Raw genomic sequence first — 18,667 nt, 5'->3', positions numbered from 1 at the left:
GGCAATGCTGACGCTGCGGTACAGCTGTACCGCTCGCGTGGGAGAGGAGTCGGGGTCGTGACCAAGGCAGTGACACTGCTCGGGACCGGATTGATGGGGGCGGGCATGGCCCGCAGCCTGCTTCGGGCCGGCTTGGCGGTGACGGTGTGGAACCGCAGCGTCGAGAAGGCCCGGCCGCTGGCCGCCGACGGCGCGACCGTCGCCGAGGACCCGGCGGCCGCGGTGTCCGGCGCCGACGTCGTGGTGACCATGCTCTTCGACGCCGAATCCGTCGAGGAGGTCATGACCGAGGCCGTCGCCGCGATGAAGCCGGGGGCGGTGTGGGCGCAGTGCGCCACCGTCGGCCTCGACGGTGTGGAAGCGCTTGCCTCGTTGGCAGCAAAGCACAATGTGCCTTTCGTCGACGCCCCGGTGCTGGGCACCAGGCAGCCGGCCGAGGAGGGCAAGCTGATCGTGCTGGCCGGCGGCGACCCGTCGCTGGCCGACGCCGTGGCGCCCGTCTTCGACGCGATCGGCGTCCGCACGCTGTGGGTCGGGTCGCGGATCGGCGACGGCCACCGGCTCAAGCTGGCCGCCAACTCGTGGGTGCTGGCCCTGACCGCCGGCACCGCGCAGGCGCTCGCGCTGACCCGCAACCTGGGGTTGGACCCGCAGCTGTTCCTGGACCTGATCGCCGGCGGCGGCCTGGACAACGGCTACGCGCAGCTCAAGGGCCGGGGGATGATCGCGGGCGAGTTCCCGGCCTCGTTCAGCCTCGACGGCGCGGTCAAGGACGCCGGGCTGATCGCCGCCGCGCTGCGCGACGCCGGGGCCGACGACCGGCTGATGACCGCCATCCACTCGCAGTACCAGAGCGCCGCGGCCGCCGGGCACGGCGACAGCGACATGTCCGCCGTATTCGTCGCCCACGGCCAGGAGGACACCCAGTGAACATCGCCGAGCTGCTCACCGACGGCTTCGGCCGGGTGCACGGCGTCGTGCACGAGGCGTTGGACGGGCTCACCGCCGACCAGCTGGCGTGGCGGGTCACGCCCGAGGCCAACTCCATCGCGTGGCTGGTGTGGCACCTCACGCGCGTGCAGGACGATCACGTCTCCGAGGTCGCCGGCGTGCCGCAGGCCTGGGCCGCCGACGGCTGGGCCGAGCGGTTCGGCCTGCCGTTCGACGAGGACGCCACCGGCTACGCCCAGGACTCCGGCGACGTCGGCGCCGTGATCGTCGACGGCGACCTGCTGGCCGGCTACTTCGACGCCGTGTACGCGCGGACCATCGCGTACGTCGCCAAGCTGACCGATTCCGACCTGGACCGGGTCGTCGACCACAACTGGAACCCGCCGGTGACGCTCGGTGTCCGGCTGGTCAGCGTGCTCGACGACGACATCCAGCACGCCGGCCAGGCGGCCTTCATTCGCGGGATCCTGCCCGACTGACGTTTTGTCCAGGTCGCGGCCAGGGAACCCCCGCGGCATGGGAAGAGCGACGCAAGAGGCGAGACAGGCGGAGACCAGCAAGCCGGTGCAGATCATGGGCCGGCTCGGCATGAGCGGGTACGGCGTGGTGCACCTGGTGGTCGCCTGGCTCGCGGTGCAGGTGGCCTTCGGTGGCGGCGGGGAGGCCGACCAGAAGGGCGCGGTGTCGGCCATCGCCGCCCAGCCGTTCGGCGAGGTGCTGTTATGGATCCTGGCGCTCGCCCTGGTCGGCTTCGGTGTGTGGCAGCTGCTCGCCGCGGTGTCCGGCTACCAGTGGATGTCGGACGAGAAGCGGCGATTACGGCGCCGACTGGGTGTGGCCGGCCGCGGAGTCGTGGTGCTGGGGCTCGCCGCGTACGCGATCAAGCTGACCGTGTCCGGGGGCGGTTCGTCCGGCAACTCCAGTGAGCAGGACGCCACCGCCAAGCTGTTGGGGCTGCCGGCCGGGGTCGCGTTGGTGGTCGCCGTGGCCGTGGTGATCGTCATCGCCGCCGGGGCGATCGGCTACCGCGGGGCGTCGCGCAAGTTCCTGGAGGATCTGGAGCTGAGCAAGCTGCCCCCGAAGACCGCGCACATCGTCGAGCTGCTGGGCATCGTCGGCTACGTCGCCAAGGGCGTGGCCTACGGCGTGATCGGCGTGCTGACGGCCGTCGCCGCGATCACCGCCGACCCGAGCAAGACCGGCGGCCTGGACAAGGCCCTGCACACGATGGCCGGCCAGCCGTTCGGCGTGGTGCTGCTGGTCGCCGTGGCTCTCGGCTTCGCCGCGTTCGGCGCCTACTGCTTCGGCGACGCCCGCTGCCGGCGAATGTGAGGATCAGGCCACGTTGTCGTGCTGGTGGCGCTCTTCGATCTCCACGTCCAGCACCGAGACGCAGTCACAGCCGCCGTCCACCGCGCTGCAGTCCACGATCGCCAGGTGCCGCGTGTCGTCGTGGTTCTCGCACAGCAGTTCCGTGCACTCGACGAACTCCGTGGTATGCACGATCAGCGTGCCGTGGCAGTGGTCCAGACCCCGAGTGCAGCTGACGCACTCCATTGTTGTGCCCTCCGCGTGATTGACTCCCACGGGGTTCCTTGCTACCACCGCGAGGCCGCAGAGTCTCGCACAACGGCCCGGCGTGTCGTTCCAGGGGTGCGCGGGCCGCGGGTGGGCGGCGGGGTGTATGGGGTCAGGCGCTGCGGGTGGGGCGGCGTTTCGCCGACGGCTTCTTCTCGGCGGTGTCCTTGCGAACGGTGGCTCGTTTCGCGGCGGGCTTGGTGCGGCCGGCGGCCTTGACGCTGGCCTGGAGGGCGCTGATGAGGTCGACGACCTCGGCCGTCTGCTCGACGCCGGGCGGGGTGGTGACCTCCTCGCCTTCGACCTTGGCCTCGATGAGGTTCTCCAGGGCCTGGCGGTAGCTGTCCTGGTAGCGGTCGGGCTCGAACACCGGCTCGGCCAGCGAGTCGATGAGCTGCCCGGCCATGGTGAGCTCCTGCTCCCGCACCTGGGGCGCATCCTCCTGCAGGAAGGAGAAGTCGGGCGTGCGCACCTCGTCCGGCCACAGCATGGTCGACATCGTCAGCACGTCGTTGTGCACGCGGAGCACGGCGAGCACTTCGCGTTGGCGCAGGGCGACCTTGGCGATGGCGACGTGGCCCGACTTGTGCAGGGCGTCGCGCAGCAGCACGTACGGCTTGACCGCCGACTTCTGCGGCTCCAGGTAGTAGGCCTTGTCGAAGAAGAGGGGGTCGATGGCCGCCAGCGGCACGAATTCGAGCACGTCGATGGTCTTCTGGCTGGGCAGCGGCAGGCTGGACAGCTCGGCGTCGGTGAGCACCACCATGCGCCCGTCGTCGAGCTCGTAGCCCTTGGCGATCTCCGCGTAGGGCACTTCCGCGTCTTCGACCGAGCACCACCGCTTGTACTGGATGCGGCCGCCGTCCGCCTCGTGCACCTGTCGCAGCTGCACGCCCTTGTTCTCGGTGGCCGCGTACAGGTTGATCGGGATGGCGACCAGTCCGAAGGCCACCGTTCCCTTCCACATCGCGCGCATGGTGCTCACCCCTCCGGCCGCTGACCAGGGCTGACGACCTCCACCATGGTGAGCGAGATCGGTCCCGAGCGCCAGGCGTGATGGTTTGGGCGTCGGCCGTGGGGGCACCCGTCGGCATGGCCATCGCGACGGTGAACCCGAGCACGGGACAGACGGAACGCTCCTTCGAGGCGCACACCGAAGCCGAGGTCGAGCGCCGGATCACGAACGCCCGTGCGGGCTTCGAGGAGCTCTCCGGCACCACCTTCGCCCAGCGTTCGGCCTGGATGCGAACGGCCGCGGATCTGCTCGACAGCGAGGCCGGGGACATCGCCCGCATCATGACCACCGAGATGGGCAAGACGCTCGTCGCGGCCAAGGCCGAGGCGGCCAAATGCGCCACGGCGATGCGTTTCTACGCCGAACACGCGGAGGAGTTCCTGGCCGACGTGCCGGCCGACGCCGAGGCGGTCAAGGCGTCCAGCGCTTACGTGACCTACCAGCCGCTGGGCGTGGTGTTGGCCGTGATGCCGTGGAACTTCCCGCTGTGGCAGGTCGTGCGGTTCGCCGCCCCCGCTTTGATGGCCGGCAACGCCGGGCTGCTCAAGCATGCCTCGAACGTCCCGCAGACCGCGCTCTACCTGGGCGAGCTGTTTACCCGGGCCGGTTTCCCCTCGGGCGCCTTCCAGACCGTGTTGGTCGGGTCGGACAGGGTGGCCGGCATCATCGCCGACGACCGCGTGCAGGCTGCCACCCTCACCGGAAGCGAGGCCGCCGGTCGTTCGTTGGCCGCCGAGGCCGGGAAGCACCTGAAGAAAACCGTGCTTGAGCTGGGCGGTTCCGATCCGTACGTGGTGATGCCCAGCGCCGACCTGGCCCGTGCCGCCGAGGTCGCCGTGACCGCCCGCTGCCAGAACAACGGCCAGAGCTGCATCGCCGCCAAGCGCTTCATCGTGCACTCCGACGCCTACGACGAGTTCACCGAGCACTTCGTCAAGGCCATGTCCCAGCTCACCGTCGGCGACCCCATGCGGGAGTCCACCGACGTCGGGCCGCTGGCCACCGAGCAGGGCCGTTCCGACGTCGCCGAGCTGGTCGACGACGCCGTGGCCAAGGGCGCCGAGGTCCTCCTCGGCGGCTCGGTCCCCGACCAGCCCGGTTGGTGGTACCCGCCGACGGTGATCGCCGGGGTCACCGAGCAGATGCGGATGTTCCAGGAAGAGGTGTTCGGCCCGGTCGCCGCACTGTACCGAGTGGACAGTGCCGACGAAGCGGTCGCGCTGGCCAATGCGACCAGTTTCGGCCTCGGCGCGAACGCCTGGACGTCCGACGCCGGCGAGCGCGACCGCTTCGTCCGCGGTCTGCAGGCGGGCCTGGTGTTCATCAACGGCATGGTGGCCTCGTACCCGCACCTGCCCTTCGGCGGCATCAAGAACTCCGGCTACGGCCGCGAGCTCTCCGCCGTGGGCATCAAGGAGTTCTGCAACGCCAAGGCGGTCTGGATCGGCTAGGCGTAGACCTGGAACTCCGAGACCTGCCCGGCCGGCCAACCGGTGTTGGCGGTGAAGGTCAGCCGGACGTAGCGCCGGCTCCCGGCCGGCACCGGGACGGTGACGGTGTTGCCGGTGTTGGGATCGAAGGTGTAGCCGGCCGAGCCGGCCAGCGTGGTGAACGTGCTGCCGTCGGAGGAGCCCGAAACGCTCAAGGTCTGCGTCCGGGCACCCCAGGCGGCTGATGGCGGCAACGCCAACACGACCCGGCTGACCGGGGTGGACCCGCCGAGATCGACCTGAAGCCATTGCGGGAACGCGTTGTTGGCGCTCTCCCAGTATGACCCGGAGTCGCCGTCCACGGCGTTGCCCGAGCCGTACACCTGGGTGTGGCTGGACTCGGCGGTCGGACGGTTCAGCGCCAGGTTGGCGTTGCCGCCGGGATCCGTGGTCACGCTGGCGGCCGCCGAGACAGGGGAAGAATTTCCGGCGGCATCCTGCGCGGTCACGGTGAAGCTGTAGGCCGTCGACGGCGTCAAACCGTTGGCGGCGAAGGAAGTCGACGCCGTGGCGCCGACCTGGGTTCCGTTGGCGAAGACCCGGTAGCCGGTGACGCCGACGTTGTCGGTGGCGGCGGTCCAGGCCAGGGTGGCGGAAGTGGCGCTGTGGGCGGTGACGTGGAGTCCACTGGGGACGGACGGGGCCTGGGTGTCGCCACCGCCGCCGAGCACCGGCGGCGTCGGACGGGTTGGCGTCAGAGCGATCTGGCCCTTGAGCATGCGGCCGCCGTCGGTGGTGAGGCGGAGGTAGTAGTCGGAGGAGCACGGCGTGCCGTCCTCGTCCAGGGCCAGCATGCCGGAGTTGGTGGGCAGCATGGCGGAGTTCTCGGCGGACTTGGCGATCTGGTTGCCCTCGCCGTACTCGTCGAACATGGAGATATAGATGCCTTGCGCCCCAACGCGAACCATGTTGTAGAACTGCCGCCACATGAAGTCGCCGTGGGCCCGCTGGCGGGCATGGACCTCGCCGGGCAGGACGCAGGGCTGGTAGTCGATGCCATGGGCGTTGCAGTCGGCCTGGTCGCCGACGTTGATGGCGTTGTAGATGTTGTCGGACTCGTCGGCGTTCTTGATGGCGCCGACCATCCACGGCGAGATCATGTCGAAGGCGTGGTAGGTGTCGAGGAATCCGGTCCGCGTGCCGGCGCCGCCGACCCGCCATTCGCGGGGAACGCCGCCGATCACGTAGCAGCCCTGGCCCTTGAACCAGTTGATCACGTCGAGGCAGGTGCCGGCGTCCCAGGGATGGTTGCCGTCGCTGAAGCCGAAACCCCAGATACACACGACGGGCTTGCCGTTCTGCCGTGCGTACATAGGAGAAGCGGTGTGGGCGGACATCTTGGCGGTCCAGTCGGCCTTGATCTCGGGCTGCATGGTGGCCCAGCCCGAGACGTCGTACATGATGTAGAACTTCACGCCGTACTTCTCGGCCGACGACCGGACGCGGGCGGCGACGGCGTCGCGGGTGGCACCCTCGCCGCCGTTGGGGTTGAAGCGCTGCAGGGCGGCGGCGTCGCAGCCGTACTGGCGCATCCACGAGAAATGGGTGTCCACGGCCTGCTGGTCGTAGGAGGAGAACAACGTCGCCGGCTGGCCGTTGCCGAGTGCGGCATAGGCGGTCGGATATCCACGGCCGTACTCACGCATGTCGGGCCAGATGTTGATCCAGTTGTTGCTGGGGGAGGGCGGCTGCTCCCAGACGTTGCTCCAGTGCCACCAGGCGTTGATGGGCGCGCCGTCGCCCGCGCAGGCGAACCAGCCCTGGTAGCCGACGGCGACCTTGCCGACGACGTCTCCGGGGGGACTGGTCGCCAGTGCGCCGAACGTGGGGAATAAGCTGAGCGCCGCGGTGGTGCCTAAGAACGTCCTGCGGGAGATTTCCACGGGTTGTTCCTCTCGTCCGTCATTGCACGAGATGGGCAGGGACCTCAAACGGTAGGCAACCCGACAACATAGAGCAAGATACGCATTGATTTTCGCAAATTTGCAACGATCATGCGCAAGAAGTTACGACCCCGCGCGGGAATTTGTCCGGGTCACGGGGGCGACCTGCGGATTCAATGTTTTCGCAATAGCCCCGGCCGGTCCGCCTGACACGATCCACGCGCTGTCATTGGGATCTGTTTACCCGACAGGGGGGCTGGGCTTTGACGCGCAGATCTACGCCGATACACCACGGACTGAGATGGACGGTCGCGACCGTGGCCTTCACGGTCGCGGCGGCGGTGGCGGTGGGAATCCCCACGCTGTCGTCACTGTCCACATCGGTCGAGGCCGTCACGCCGATCACGGAGACGCCCGACGCGGGCATCGCCTTCGCGGCGGCCAAGCGGCAGAACCAGAACATCGTGGTGACCTCGCTGGGCACGCCGACCCGCAAGGTCTCGGCCAAGCCGGACGGCTCGCTGGTGGCCGAGGTGTCCGCGGAGCCGATGCAGGTGAAACGGGGCGACACCTGGGCCCCGATCGACACCAGGCTCGCGGCCAAGGGCAACCAGCTGGCGCCCAGGTCCGCCAGCGCCGACGTCGTGTTCTCCGGGGGCGGGGACACGGCGCTGGTGCGCTTCGGGGCGCCCGGCCAGTCGTTCACGTTGACCTGGCCCGGAAAGCTGCCCAAGCCCGCGGTGGACGGTGACAAGGCCACCTATCCCGAGGTGCTGCCGGGTATCGACCTGGTCCTCAACGCGGAGTCCACCGGCTTCAGCCAGCACCTCGTGGTCAAGAACCCGGCCGCCGCCGCGAAGATCGGCGATGTCCGCCTGGGCCTGACCACCGACGGCCTGACGGTCAAAACAGGCGACAACGGCGTGGTGCGGGCGGTGAACGCCAAGGGCGACACCGTCTTCCAGACACCGCCGTCGACGATGTGGGACGCCTCCGGCGAACGGCAGGCGACCGTCGGCGTGAAGATGGACCAGACCTCGCTGACGCTGGCCCCGGACCGGTCCTTCCTGACCGACGCCAAGGCCAAGTACCCGATCGTCATCGACCCCGACTGGCACACCTTCGACCGCAGCGACTGGGCCAAGGTCTTCCAGGCCACGGGCAACAGCACCCACTGGTACGGCGCGAACGACGTGGACAGCTGGGGCAAGCTGGGCTCGTGCAGCGGCTGGGCCGGCTGCTCCGGCGTGGGCGTGGCCCGCACCTACTGGCAGTTCGACACCAGCTTCCTCAACGGCAAGCGGATCATCAGCACTCAGCTCGACGCGACCGTCGTGTACGGGCCGAGCTGCAACACCCGCAACTACGAGCTGTACATCGCCGACCGGACCTTCGACTCCGGCCTGACGTGGAACAACCAGCCGCACGGCACCTACGTCGACACCAGCCCCGCCGACAGCGCCTACACGGGCTGCGCCGGCAACAAGGGCCTCGGCTTCGACGTGGGCCAGTTCATCAACCCCAGCGGCTGGTCGGCGTACACGATCAAGGCGCAGGACGAGGGCGACCGGTACGCGTGGCGCAAGCTGGACGCCCCGGCCACCCGCATCATCGTCAACTACAACACGCGGCCCAACCCGCCGTCGGCGATGGCCACGCAGCCGCCGCTGAATGTGTGCAAGTGGTGCGACGGCGAGGCGTACGTCGGCGACGACACGATTCGCCTGCAGGGCACGCTGACCGACCCGGACAACGACCAGCTCACCCCGATCTGGGACATCTACGGCGGTCCGAGCGTCGAGGAGCACTTCGGGACGACGCTGGCCTCCGGCAGCGTCTTCACCCAGGACGTCGACCTGCGCAACCGCGACGGCCAGAACGTCAGCTGGACGCTGTGGGGCAAGGACGGCCCCGACGGCGGCGACTGGAAGAACGGCCCGGGACCGTTCATCGTGGACAGGGTCGGCGTCGACAAGGCGCCCGGTTCACCGGCGGCCTGTACCAGGAGGACAACCAGTGGCACGGCGGCAAGGACGTGCCCGGCACGTTCACCTTCGACGCCAGCGGTGTCGCCGACATCGACCACTACCTGTACGGCTGGAGCGACCCGCCCGCCACGCAGGTTGACGCCGATGCCCTGGGTGGCAAGGCGACCGTGAGCATCGCGCCGCCGAGCGACGGCCCGCAGGACCTGTACGTGCAGAGCGTGGACCGGGCCGGGCACCGCAGCCCGACCAAGAAGATGCACATCTACGTGCGTGCCGGCAACGGCCCGGTGGCGCAGTGGTCCTTCGAGGGCAATGCCAACGACAGCGCGTATCTCGGCAGCCGCAACGGAACCTTGACCGGCGGCGCGACCTACACGCCGGGCGCGGTCGGCTCCTCGTTGGCGCTGGACGGCACGGGGTACATGACCGCCGCCAACGCCGTGCGCACCGACGGCAGTTTCAGCGTGTCGGCGTGGGCGAAGGTCGCCAACGGCGCCGCCGCGCAGGCGATCGTGAGCCAGGACGGCGACAAGTTCGCCGCCTTCGACCTGTGGTACCGCCCGGAGAACGGCGGCAAATGGGTCTTCGGCATCTACAACTCGACGTCCAACGACACCGCGTCGTCGGCAAATCCGGCGCAGCTCAACGTATGGACGCAGCTGACCGCGGTGTACGACGCGCCGACCAAGCAGATGCGGCTCTACGTCAACGGTGTGCTGTCCGCGACGGTGGCGCGTAGCGTCGTGACGCCCTATGTCGCCGGCCCGCTGCGGGTGGGTCGCACGCTGTGGGACTCCGACCCGAACCGCGACTACGTCGTCGGGGCCGTCGACGAGGTCGCGCTCTACGACCGGAGCCTGACCGACAGCGAGGTCAGCGCCGCGGTGAGCCGGGCCAACGTGCAGGTCGGCTACTGGAAGCTGGACGACCCCAGCGGCAAGACCGCGGCCAACACCGTGCCCGGCGGTGACTCCGGTGTGCTGCAAGGCAATGCGCACTTCGTCGCCAACGGCGCGGTGAACGGGGCCGTGCAGCTGGACCAGTCGACCGACTACGTGTCCACCGGCGCCCCGGCGTTCCGCACCGACCAGAGCTACACCGTGTCGGCCTGGGCCCGGCTGGACACCGAGCCGGCTTCGACCGCGATCAGCACGGTCGCCGCGCAGAACGGCGCCACCAACAGCGCGTTCCTGTTGGGCTACCGCAACAACTCCGCGGGCGACTGGTGGGAGTTCTACACCACGGGCGCCGACGCCGTGACCCATCCCGGCGACGCGGCGGTGCACAGCGCGCCGGGCACCGCGAAGGTCGGCGAGTGGGCGCAGATCACCGCCGTCGACGACGTGCCCAACAAGCAGATCCGCATCTACGTCAACGGCACGCTGGCCGGCACCGCGCCGCAGCCCTCGACGTTCAACGCGACCGGCCCGCTCCAGTTCGGCCGCAGCCTGTGGCAGAACGTGGTCGGCAATTTCTGGACCGGCGGGATCGACGACGTGCGGGCCTACAGCCGGGTGCTGTCGGACGAGGAGATCCGCGGCATCGTCAGCCAGGCCAGCGTGACCCAGGGCAACTGGAAGCTGGACGGCAACCTGAAGGACGCCTCCCCGCCGAAGAACGCCACCACGCCGCCGGCCGACGGCACGGCGGTGGGCCAGGTGGACTACACCGGCGGCCAGTCGTCCATGCCCGACCCCAACGACCTGGCGGCGCGGCTGGACGGCAAGACCTCCGCGATCAGCGCGCCGCACGTGGTCGACGTCGACCGCAGCTTCTCGGTGGCCGCGTGGGCCAAGGTGGACAGCGCCACCGCGCTGGCCACGGTGGTGTCCGAGGACGGCACGCAGGACAGCGCGTTCAAGCTCCGGGTCCGTCAGGACGGCAAGTGGGGCTTCGTGATGTTCGCCAAGGACGCCCCGGACGACGGCACGCAGCGCGACGAGGTGATCGGCGGCAATGTCCAGGTAGGACAGTGGACGCACCTGGTGGCGGTGTACGACTCCGGCACGCACCAGTTGCAGCTCTACGTCAACGGCACCCTGGCCGGTTCCATCGCGCACACGCAGACCTGGAATGCCGGCGGTGGTCTCCAGATCGGCCGGGCCAAGTGGGCCGGCGCGCCGGTGGAGTACCTCGCCGGCTCGATCGACGACGTCCAGGTGTACTCGCGGGCCTTGTTCGCCACGGAGATCCAGGCGATGGCCGGCCGCGACCTCACGCTGGTGCACGACTACCCGATGGACGAGTCCAGCGGCCGCAACGCCGGCGACGCCGTCGGCGCGCGGGGCGCGACCCTGACCGGCGGCTCCAGCTTCAGCCCGGGCCGGGTCGGCAATGCCGGCACCTTCGACGGTGTCAACGGCGCGGCCACCACCACCGGCGTCGACCTGCGGCTGGACCAGCCCTTCACGGTCTCGGCCTGGGTTCTGTTGCCCAACAAGGACTGCGACCTCAGCACCGTCGCGGCGTGCAAGGTGGACGCGGTCACGGTGGACGGCGCGCACTCCAGCAAGTTCCGGCTGGGGCACATCATCGACGCCGACAACAACCAGCTCGGCGCGTGGACGTTCGAGATGCCCGAGTCGGACGCGGACAACGCGGTGGTGACCAAGGCGGCGGTGTCGACGCAGGCGTCCGACGTGAACACCTGGACGCACCTCGTCGGCGTGTACGACCCGTCGACCAAGAAGATCTGGCTGTACGTCAACGGAACCCGCGTCGGCGACGGCACGCTGAACTCGCCGTGGCAGCCGACCGGCGGCCTGGTCATCGGGCGTGGCAAGGCGAACAGCGCCAACGCCGAGTACTGGCCGGGCAGCGTGGACGACGTGCGCCTGTACACCGGCCAGCTCGACAAGGACCGGGTCAGCGCCCTGTACCACTCCTACCCGGCGGTGACGGCCTCGGCGCTGCCCAAGGCCGACGCGGCGCTGTGGAAGTACAACGAGAACACCGGCAGCACGGCCAAGGACAGCAGCGGCCGCGGCCTCGACCTGACGACGACCAACGCCACCTGGATCGGTGGCCGCGACATGTACGCCACCAACTACAACGGCACCTCCGCGTACGCCCAGACCGCCGCCCCGGTGGTGGACACGGGCCGCAGCTTCTCGGTGGCGACGTGGGCGTACCTGCTCAAGGCCGGCACCGACAACCAGACGGTGATCGGCCAGGACGGCACCCGGCTCAGCCCGTTCCTGCTGTCGTACAACGGCGCCGCCGGCAAGTGGGCGGTGATCATGCCGACCGCCGACAAGGACAACCCGGGCAGCGCGGTCGCCATCCTCAACTCGACCGAGGCCGCGCACGCCGGCGAGTGGACGCACCTGGCCATGTCGTACGACGCCGATCTGCACCAGGTTCGGCTCTACGTCAACGGTCTGCTGTCCGGCGCGCAGGTCGGCGTCACCCTGCTGCCGGCGCCCGGTCCGATGACCGTCGCCCGCGGCAAGTGGAACGGCAACGCGGCCGCGCTGTTCGACGGCGTCGTCGACGAGACCCGGGTCTACGCCAAGGCGATCAGCGACGGTGAGGTCCGCAAGATCCACGACGACATCACCGACGCGGACTGGGGCTACTACCAGTTCAACGACCGGATGTCACGCCAAGTGTCAATCGTTCGGGATTACGCGGTCCGACGCGTCGCTCACAGCGTTCAGGTCAAAATTGGTTTCGACCACTCTCCGAGAACGATAACAAGTCCGTATTCGCGAAAGCTACTCCTCTAGCGCACAGTGACTGACCTAGTTGTTTCTGGCCAAAGCGCCGGACACCGTATTTGCAATCCCCACGCATTGACCTTCCAGAACCTCGGTCTATGGAGGCGCCCCTCGGAACGATGACAGGCACGAAGTAACACTGAAGCCTCTACCCGTCCGAATATGCTGCCCGTGGGTCGTCGGGTCACAGTACGTTTCATCGTAGATATTATTCCCAGCTAAACGCGATGTATGAGATTAAGCCTGACGACAAGGACGCCACCGTCGTCAGCCAGGACGGCGACCGCAACAGCGGCTACGCCCTGGGCTACCGGGCCGACATCAAGCGGTGGGTCTTCGGTTCGTCCACTTCGGACACCGACGGCGCGGCCAAGGCCTACGCGGCCTCGGTCACGGCGCCGGCGGTGAACCAGTGGGCCAGCCTGGCCGGCGTGTACGACTACCCGGCCCGGCAGCTGCGGCTGTACGTGGACGGGCAGCTGGTCGGCACGCGCAACAACGTGGTGCTGTGGAAGGCGACCGGCAAGATGGTCATCGGCCGGGGCAAGGCCGACGGCGCGGCCACGGCGTTCTTCCCGGGTTCGGTGGACGAGATCCGGGCCGGCGAGGGCGTGGCGACCGATGCCGTGCTGACCGACAGGGGCAGCTTCGGCGCGCCGATCGCGGGCCAGCTGGGCAGCTTCGTCAACAGCGCGGGCGACCACTACACCGGCCCGACCAACGCCAACACCATCCGCCCCGGCTACCACTTCGAGTCGGCGCTGGGCCTGCCCGCCTCGCCCGGCGCGAACACCCGGACGCTGTACGCGTGCGCCACCGGCGGCGACGGGTTCACGTCGCTGCAGGCGGACTGCGAGGGCCAGACCAAGATCGGCACCGCCGGTCTGGTGTTCACCCAGCAGCCCAACAACATTCCGACGGTGGCGCTCTACCGGTGCAACAACGGCGCCGGGGACCACTTCGAGTCGCGGGACGCCACCTGCGGCGGCAAGACCGTGGAGAGCCAGCTGGGCTACACGGTCGGCTACGCGGCCATTGCCCGCTACGCCAACCCGGGCTTCGACCACGTGACGACCATCGACGGGGCGCCGGCCGCCTTCAAGAACGAGGGCTTGCAGGGCTACGTGTCGCTGGTGGCCGGCGCCGGCCTTCAGCCGTTCATGTCGTGCCGCAACGGCTCGGACTCCTTCGCCTCCAACGACACCGCCTGCGAGGGCAAGACCGTCGTGTCGGCGCAGGGCTTCGTGCTGGCGCAGGCTCCGGCCGACCCGGCCGCCGCCAAGCAGCTGACCCGGTGCACCGTGCCGCCCGCCGACAGCATGGTGTCGCTGGCCGCCGACTGCGAGGGCGTCGCCGTGGACAAGGCGCTGGGCTATGCCCGGGTCGACGCCCCCACCGGCGGCGAGTTCCAGACCGATCCCGGCACCGATCCCACGTCATGACCACCAGAGGGGTGTTCGTGCGAAGACTGAGACGAGTCGTCGCGGGCGCGCTGCCCGCGGCGCTCGCCGCCGGTGCGCTCGCCCTGCTCACGCCGTCCGCGGCGTGGGCGGGGGAGCCCTCCGTCCCCATTCCGCCCGTCGGCTCGACGCCGGTCAGCCAGCAGCAGCACAAGACCGACCGCCCGACCGACCAGGCCACCAGCAGCGAGCTGCACGGCAACCAGCCCAGCTCCAGCGCCAAGGACGGCGGCGGCCTGGACACCGCCACGCCGCTGTCCCAGTCGGCCAGTTGGAGCGTGGCCGCGCAGACCGGCGACTTCAGCTGGTCCTACCCGATGCGGGTGCCGCCGTCGGCCGGCGGCCTCGACCCGAAGCTCTCCCTCAACTACAAGTCGTCCAGTGTGGACGGTCGGACCAGCGCGACCAACAACCAGGCCTCCTGGGTGGGCGACGGCTGGGACCTGGGCGTCGGCTTCATCGAGCGCAGCTACATCCCGTGCGCCAACGACGTCAAGCCGGTCAAGAACGTCGGGGACATGTGCTGGCGCAGCGACAACGCCACCGCGTCCTACGGCGGTGGCGGCGGCCAGCTCGTCCGCGACGACAAGACCGGCGTCTGGAAGAACAAGGAGGACGACGGGTCCCGGATCGAGCGCCTCACCGGCGCGGGCAACGGCGACAACGACGGTGAGTACTGGCGGATCACGACCGTCGACGGCACGCAGTACTTCTTCGGCGACCGCGCGGACGCCAAGTCCACCTGGACGGTGCCGGTCTTCGGCAACGACGACGGCGAGCCGTGTCACGCGGCCGCCTTCGCCGACTCGCACTGCGTGCAGGCCTGGCGGTGGAACCTCGACAAGGTCGTCGACCGCCACGGCAACGTCATCCAGTACAACTACGACGCCGAGACCAACTCCTACGGCCTGAACGTCAAGGACGCGGCCGCCGGCTACACCCGGGGCGGCACGCTCAAGGAGGCCCTGTACGGCATCCGCGACGGCCAGCAGGCCACCGGCCGGGTGCAGTTCACCACCGCCGACCGCTGCGTTCCCGGCAGCGACTGCACGGCCGACAAGAAGGACAACTGGCCGGACGTCCCCTGGGACGACAAGTGCGACACGGCCACCTGCAAGGACAAGTACTCGCCGACCTTCTGGTCGACCAAGCGGCTGGCCAAGGTCACCACCCAGATCCTCGACGGAACGTCCTACAGGGATGTCGAGAGCTGGACGCTGGACCAGCAGTTCCCGGCCAGCGGCGACGGCGAGAAGGCCGCGCTGTGGCTGAAGTCCGTCACCGACAGCGCCGGCAGCCTCACCAATCCGCCGGTGAAGTTCGAGGGGACCAAGTTCCCCAACCGGGTGGACAAAGTGGACGGTCTCGGACCGCTGCTGCGTTACCGCCTGACCGGCATCGTCTCCGAGGCCGGCGGCGTCACCACCGTCACCTACGCCGACCCGGACTGCACGGCCACGTCGCTGCCGGCCAACCCCGAGACCAACGGCCGGCGCTGCTTCCCCATGACCTGGGCGAAGAAGGACTTCTCCGAGCGCACCGACTACTTCAACAAGTACGTCGTGGCCCAGGTCGCCCAGTCCGACATGATCGCCGGCAACACCGAGCAGGTCACCGCCTACTCCTACCTCGACGGCGCCGGCTGGGCCTACGACACCTCGGAGTTCTCCAAGGAGGCCGACCGGACCTGGAACGATTTCCGGGGCTACGGAAGGGTCCGCGTCACCAGCGGCAAACCCGGCGACCTGGCCGGCCCGCAGACCATGGTCGAGACGCGGTACTACCGCGGCCTCGACGGCGACAAGCTGCCCTCCGGCGCCCGCTCGGTCACCGTCTCCGACTCGGAGGGCGACGTCCGCAAGGACGACGCCTGGTTGCAGGGCTTCAACTACGAGTCCCAGGCGCACAACGGGACCAGCGAACAGGTTCTGGCCAAGTCGATCCTCACGCCGTCGTTCCGCGGCCCCGTGGCCACCCGCGCGGGGCTCAAGGCCTACCAGGTCGACATCGGCTCCACGGTCAACTACGTGGCGCTGTCGATCGGCGGCTGGCGGACCACCCGGGTCGATCAGACCTTCGACGAGTACCACCAGCTGACCTCGACCAACGATCTCGGGGACACCGCGACGGCGGCCGACGACCGGTGCACGCGGGCCAGCTACGCGCGGGACACCGACAAGTGGTTCATGGCGTTCCCGGCCGAGACGTCGACCGTGTCGGTCGACTGCGGCAAGACACCGTCCTATCCGGACAATGCCATGGCGGGCTCCCGAACCACCTACAACGGCAAGGGCGACGCCACCAAGAACGAGATCCTGGACAGCCGTCCGGCCTCCGGATCCGTCTACGTCACCACGGGCACTGCCGACTACGACGATCTCGGCCGCGTCACCTCGGCCTCTGACGCCCTGGGCCGGACCAGCACGACGGCCTACACCCCGTCCGCCGGCGGTCCACTGACCCAGATCGTGGCGACCAACGCACTTGGCCAGGCGGTCACCACGACCGTCGATCCGGCGTTCGGCAACACGGTCAAGACCGTCGACGCCAACAACCGCAAGACGGAGATCGCCTACGACGCGTTGGGCCACAAGACCGAGGTGTGGTTGCCCAACCGGGCGCGCACCCCCGGCGTCGGCGGCAACGCGAAGTTCTCCTACACCGTCCGGGACGACGCGCCGACCGTCATCACGACCACGAAGATCGGCCCGAACGGCAACTACGTCAGCAGCAACGAGCTGTTCGACGGCCTGCTGCGGCTGCGCCAGACCCAGCGTCCGGCCACCGGCGGCGGCCGGCTGATCACCGACACCGAGTACGACTCGCAGGGCCGCCAGCACAAGCTCACGCAGCCGTACTTCAACGACGCGGCGGTCGACGACCAGCTGTGGATCGCCAGCGACACCGACATCCCGCTGCAGACCGACCACGAGTACGACGGCCTCGGCCGGGCCACGGCCGAGATCGTCAAGGGCGGCGCGTTCGAGAAGTGGCGCACCGTCACGGGATTTGACGGCGACCGGTCCACGGTCACCCCGCCGGCCGGCGGCACCGCCACCACGACGGTGCTCGACGGCCGCGGCAACACGGTCGAGATGCTGCAGTACCACGGCTCGCAGCCGACCGGCGACTTCGACACCACCAGGTACACCTACACGCCGGCCGGCCGGCTGGCCTCCATCACCGACCCGGCCGGCAACACCTGGCACAAGACCTACGACCTGCGCGGCCGGCTGGTGCGGGACGAGGACGTCGACACCGGCACCACGACCAGCACCTACGACGCCGCGAACCAGTTGGCCAGCACGACGACCGCCCGCGGTGTCACGCTGACCTACGACTACGACAAGCTCGGCCGCAAGACCGACACCAAGATCGGCGACGCGGTCCAGACGCAGTGGACCTACGACACGGCCACGTTCGGCAAGGGCGAGGTCGCGTCGACCACGCGCTACGTCAACGGAAACGCCTACACCACAACCACGAGCGGCTACGACGGCCTGTACCACCCGCTGACCGTGCAGCTGACCGTGCCGGACAGCGAAGGCGCGATCGCCGGCACCTACGCCAGCAGCACGTCGTTCAATGTGGACGGCAGCGCCAAGGGCACCGTCTACGCGGCCGCCGGCGACCTGCCGGCGGAGCCGATCTCCTTCTCCTACGACGATCTCGGCGAGCTGCTGACCACCAGCGGCGGCTTCGACGGCAACACCTACGACTACGTCACCGCCACCGAGTACACGCGGTACGGCGAGGTCGCGCGGGTCCAGCTGGGCGACACCGGCAAGCGCACCTGGCTGTCCACGTACTACGACGACAGCACCCGGCGGATCCAGCGGACGATCATCGACGCCGAAGTGCCGTCGCCGATGCAGTCCGACACCCATTTCAGCTACGACGACTACGGCAACATCACCTCGATCGCCGACACACCGCAGGGCAAGCCGGCCGATGTCCAGTGCTTCAGACAGGACTACCTCCAGCGCCTGACCGAGGCCTGGACGCCGTCGGGCAGCTGTGCCGACGCCCCGTCGACGGCGCACCTGGCCGGTCCGGCGCCGTACTGGCAGTCGTTCAGCTACGACAAGGTCGGCAACCGCCTGACGCAGACGCAGCACGCGGCGACCGGCGACACCGTCACCACCAGCACCTATCCCGCGACCGGCCACCAGGTCGGCGCCACGTCCACCACCGGCCCGGCCGGCACGACGTCGAACGAGTACAAGTACGACGCCAGCGGCAACACCATCACGCGCAAGCTGCCGGCCGGCACACAGACGCTGGACTGGGACGCCGAAGGCCACCTGGCCAAGGTGACCGAGGGCGCCAAGGTCACCGACTTCGTCTATGACGCCGACGGGACCCGCCTGGTCCGGCACGACAGCACCGGAGCCACGCTGTTCCTGGCCGGCGAAGAACTCCACGTCGACAAGGGCAGCACCGCCGGCAAGACCACGCGGTACTACCAGTACGGCCCGCGCACCATCGGCATGCGGGACGCCTCCGGACTGACCTGGCTCGCCCCGGACTCCAGGGCACCTCGCAGGTCGCGATCACAGCGACACGCTGAAGCTGACCCAGCG

The 18,667-nt window shown here is 69.2% G+C and carries 11 protein-coding genes; 8 read left to right on the top strand and 3 right to left on the bottom strand.

What is annotated here, in order from left to right; genetic code table 11:
• The first annotated feature begins 24 nt into the window (after positions 1–24).
• Genes KUTG_RS08030 through KUTG_RS08020 form a run of 3 tightly spaced genes read left to right on the top strand, consistent with a single transcriptional unit; the run spans position 25 to position 2,283 of the window.
• The gene (locus KUTG_RS08030; RefSeq protein WP_304413683.1) at positions 25–930 is read left to right on the top strand and encodes an NAD(P)-dependent oxidoreductase; all 906 of its coding nucleotides are present in this window, start codon (positions 25–27) and stop codon (positions 928–930) included.
• A complete protein-coding gene (locus tag KUTG_RS08025) occupies positions 927–1,430 on the top strand; it encodes a mycothiol transferase (RefSeq protein ID WP_157494398.1) in 504 nt (167 codons plus the stop codon). Before KUTG_RS08030 ends, KUTG_RS08025 begins: the two co-directional genes overlap by 4 nt.
• Before the next feature lie 37 nt (positions 1,431–1,467).
• Entirely contained in the window at positions 1,468–2,283 is an 816-nt protein-coding gene (locus tag KUTG_RS08020; RefSeq protein ID WP_043716051.1) for a DUF1206 domain-containing protein, read from the top strand.
• A 3-nt stretch (positions 2,284–2,286) separates the two neighbouring features.
• Here KUTG_RS08020 and KUTG_RS08015 read toward each other — a convergent pair whose 3' ends face one another.
• Entirely contained in the window at positions 2,287–2,508 is a 222-nt protein-coding gene (locus KUTG_RS08015; RefSeq protein WP_043716049.1) for a hypothetical protein, read from the bottom strand.
• Between the two features lie 133 nt (positions 2,509–2,641).
• Positions 2,642–3,505: a non-homologous end joining protein Ku gene (locus KUTG_RS08010; protein ID WP_043728669.1), complete on the bottom strand. Its 864-nt coding sequence runs from the start codon at positions 3,503–3,505 to the stop codon at positions 2,642–2,644.
• A gap of 98 nt (positions 3,506–3,603) precedes the next feature.
• Between KUTG_RS08010 and KUTG_RS08005 the strand changes: the two genes are divergently transcribed.
• Positions 3,604–4,995: an NADP-dependent succinic semialdehyde dehydrogenase gene (locus tag KUTG_RS08005; protein ID WP_232240709.1), complete on the top strand. Its 1,392-nt coding sequence runs from the start codon at positions 3,604–3,606 to the stop codon at positions 4,993–4,995.
• On the opposite strand, the gene KUTG_RS08000 is transcribed toward KUTG_RS08005, so the two are convergent.
• Complete coding sequence (locus KUTG_RS08000) at positions 4,992–6,917, bottom strand: glycoside hydrolase family 99 protein (RefSeq protein WP_043716045.1); 1,926 nt, start codon at positions 6,915–6,917, stop codon at positions 4,992–4,994. The two genes, KUTG_RS08005 and KUTG_RS08000, sit on opposite strands and share 4 nt — an antisense overlap.
• Positions 6,918–7,234: 317 nt before the next feature.
• Here KUTG_RS08000 and KUTG_RS63310 point away from each other — a divergent pair, with 317 nt between their 5' ends.
• The 4 genes from KUTG_RS63310 to KUTG_RS07985 form a co-directional block, all read left to right on the top strand.
• Positions 7,235–9,076, top strand: coding sequence for a hypothetical protein (locus KUTG_RS63310; protein ID WP_232240708.1), 1,842 nt, complete (start codon positions 7,235–7,237; stop codon positions 9,074–9,076).
• Between the two features lie 83 nt (positions 9,077–9,159).
• Entirely contained in the window at positions 9,160–12,633 is a 3,474-nt protein-coding gene (locus KUTG_RS07995) for a LamG domain-containing protein (protein ID WP_255361015.1), read from the top strand.
• 218 nt (positions 12,634–12,851) lie between these two features.
• Positions 12,852–14,066 (top strand): LamG-like jellyroll fold domain-containing protein, encoded by a 1,215-nt coding sequence (locus KUTG_RS53090; RefSeq protein WP_052394193.1) that lies wholly within the window; start codon positions 12,852–12,854, stop codon positions 14,064–14,066.
• A gap of 17 nt (positions 14,067–14,083) precedes the next feature.
• A partial coding sequence (locus tag KUTG_RS07985; protein ID WP_232240707.1) for a SpvB/TcaC N-terminal domain-containing protein occupies positions 14,084–18,667 on the top strand: 4,584 nt, incomplete at its 3' end.

The sequence above is a fragment of the Kutzneria sp. 744 genome (genome assembly GCF_000568255.1).
GTDB lineage: Bacteria > Actinomycetota > Actinomycetes > Mycobacteriales > Pseudonocardiaceae > Kutzneria.
The sequence above is the reverse complement of the archived record's forward strand: the minus strand, read 5'-3'. Positions and strand labels throughout refer to the sequence as shown.

Bases quoted from the DNA above. Each gene is read 5' to 3' on its own strand.
- KUTG_RS53090 (WP_052394193.1), top strand. From the start codon at position 12,852: ATGTATGAGATTAAGCCTGACGACAAGGACGCCACCGTCGTCAGCCAG.
- KUTG_RS08010 (WP_043728669.1), bottom strand. From the start codon at position 3,505: ATGCGCGCGATGTGGAAGGGAACGGTGGCCTTCGGACTGGTCGCCATC.
- KUTG_RS08015 (WP_043716049.1), bottom strand. From the start codon at position 2,508: ATGGAGTGCGTCAGCTGCACTCGGGGTCTGGACCACTGCCACGGCACG.
- KUTG_RS08020 (WP_043716051.1), top strand. From the start codon at position 1,468: ATGGGAAGAGCGACGCAAGAGGCGAGACAGGCGGAGACCAGCAAGCCG.
- KUTG_RS07995 (WP_255361015.1), top strand. From the start codon at position 9,160: ATGCACATCTACGTGCGTGCCGGCAACGGCCCGGTGGCGCAGTGGTCC.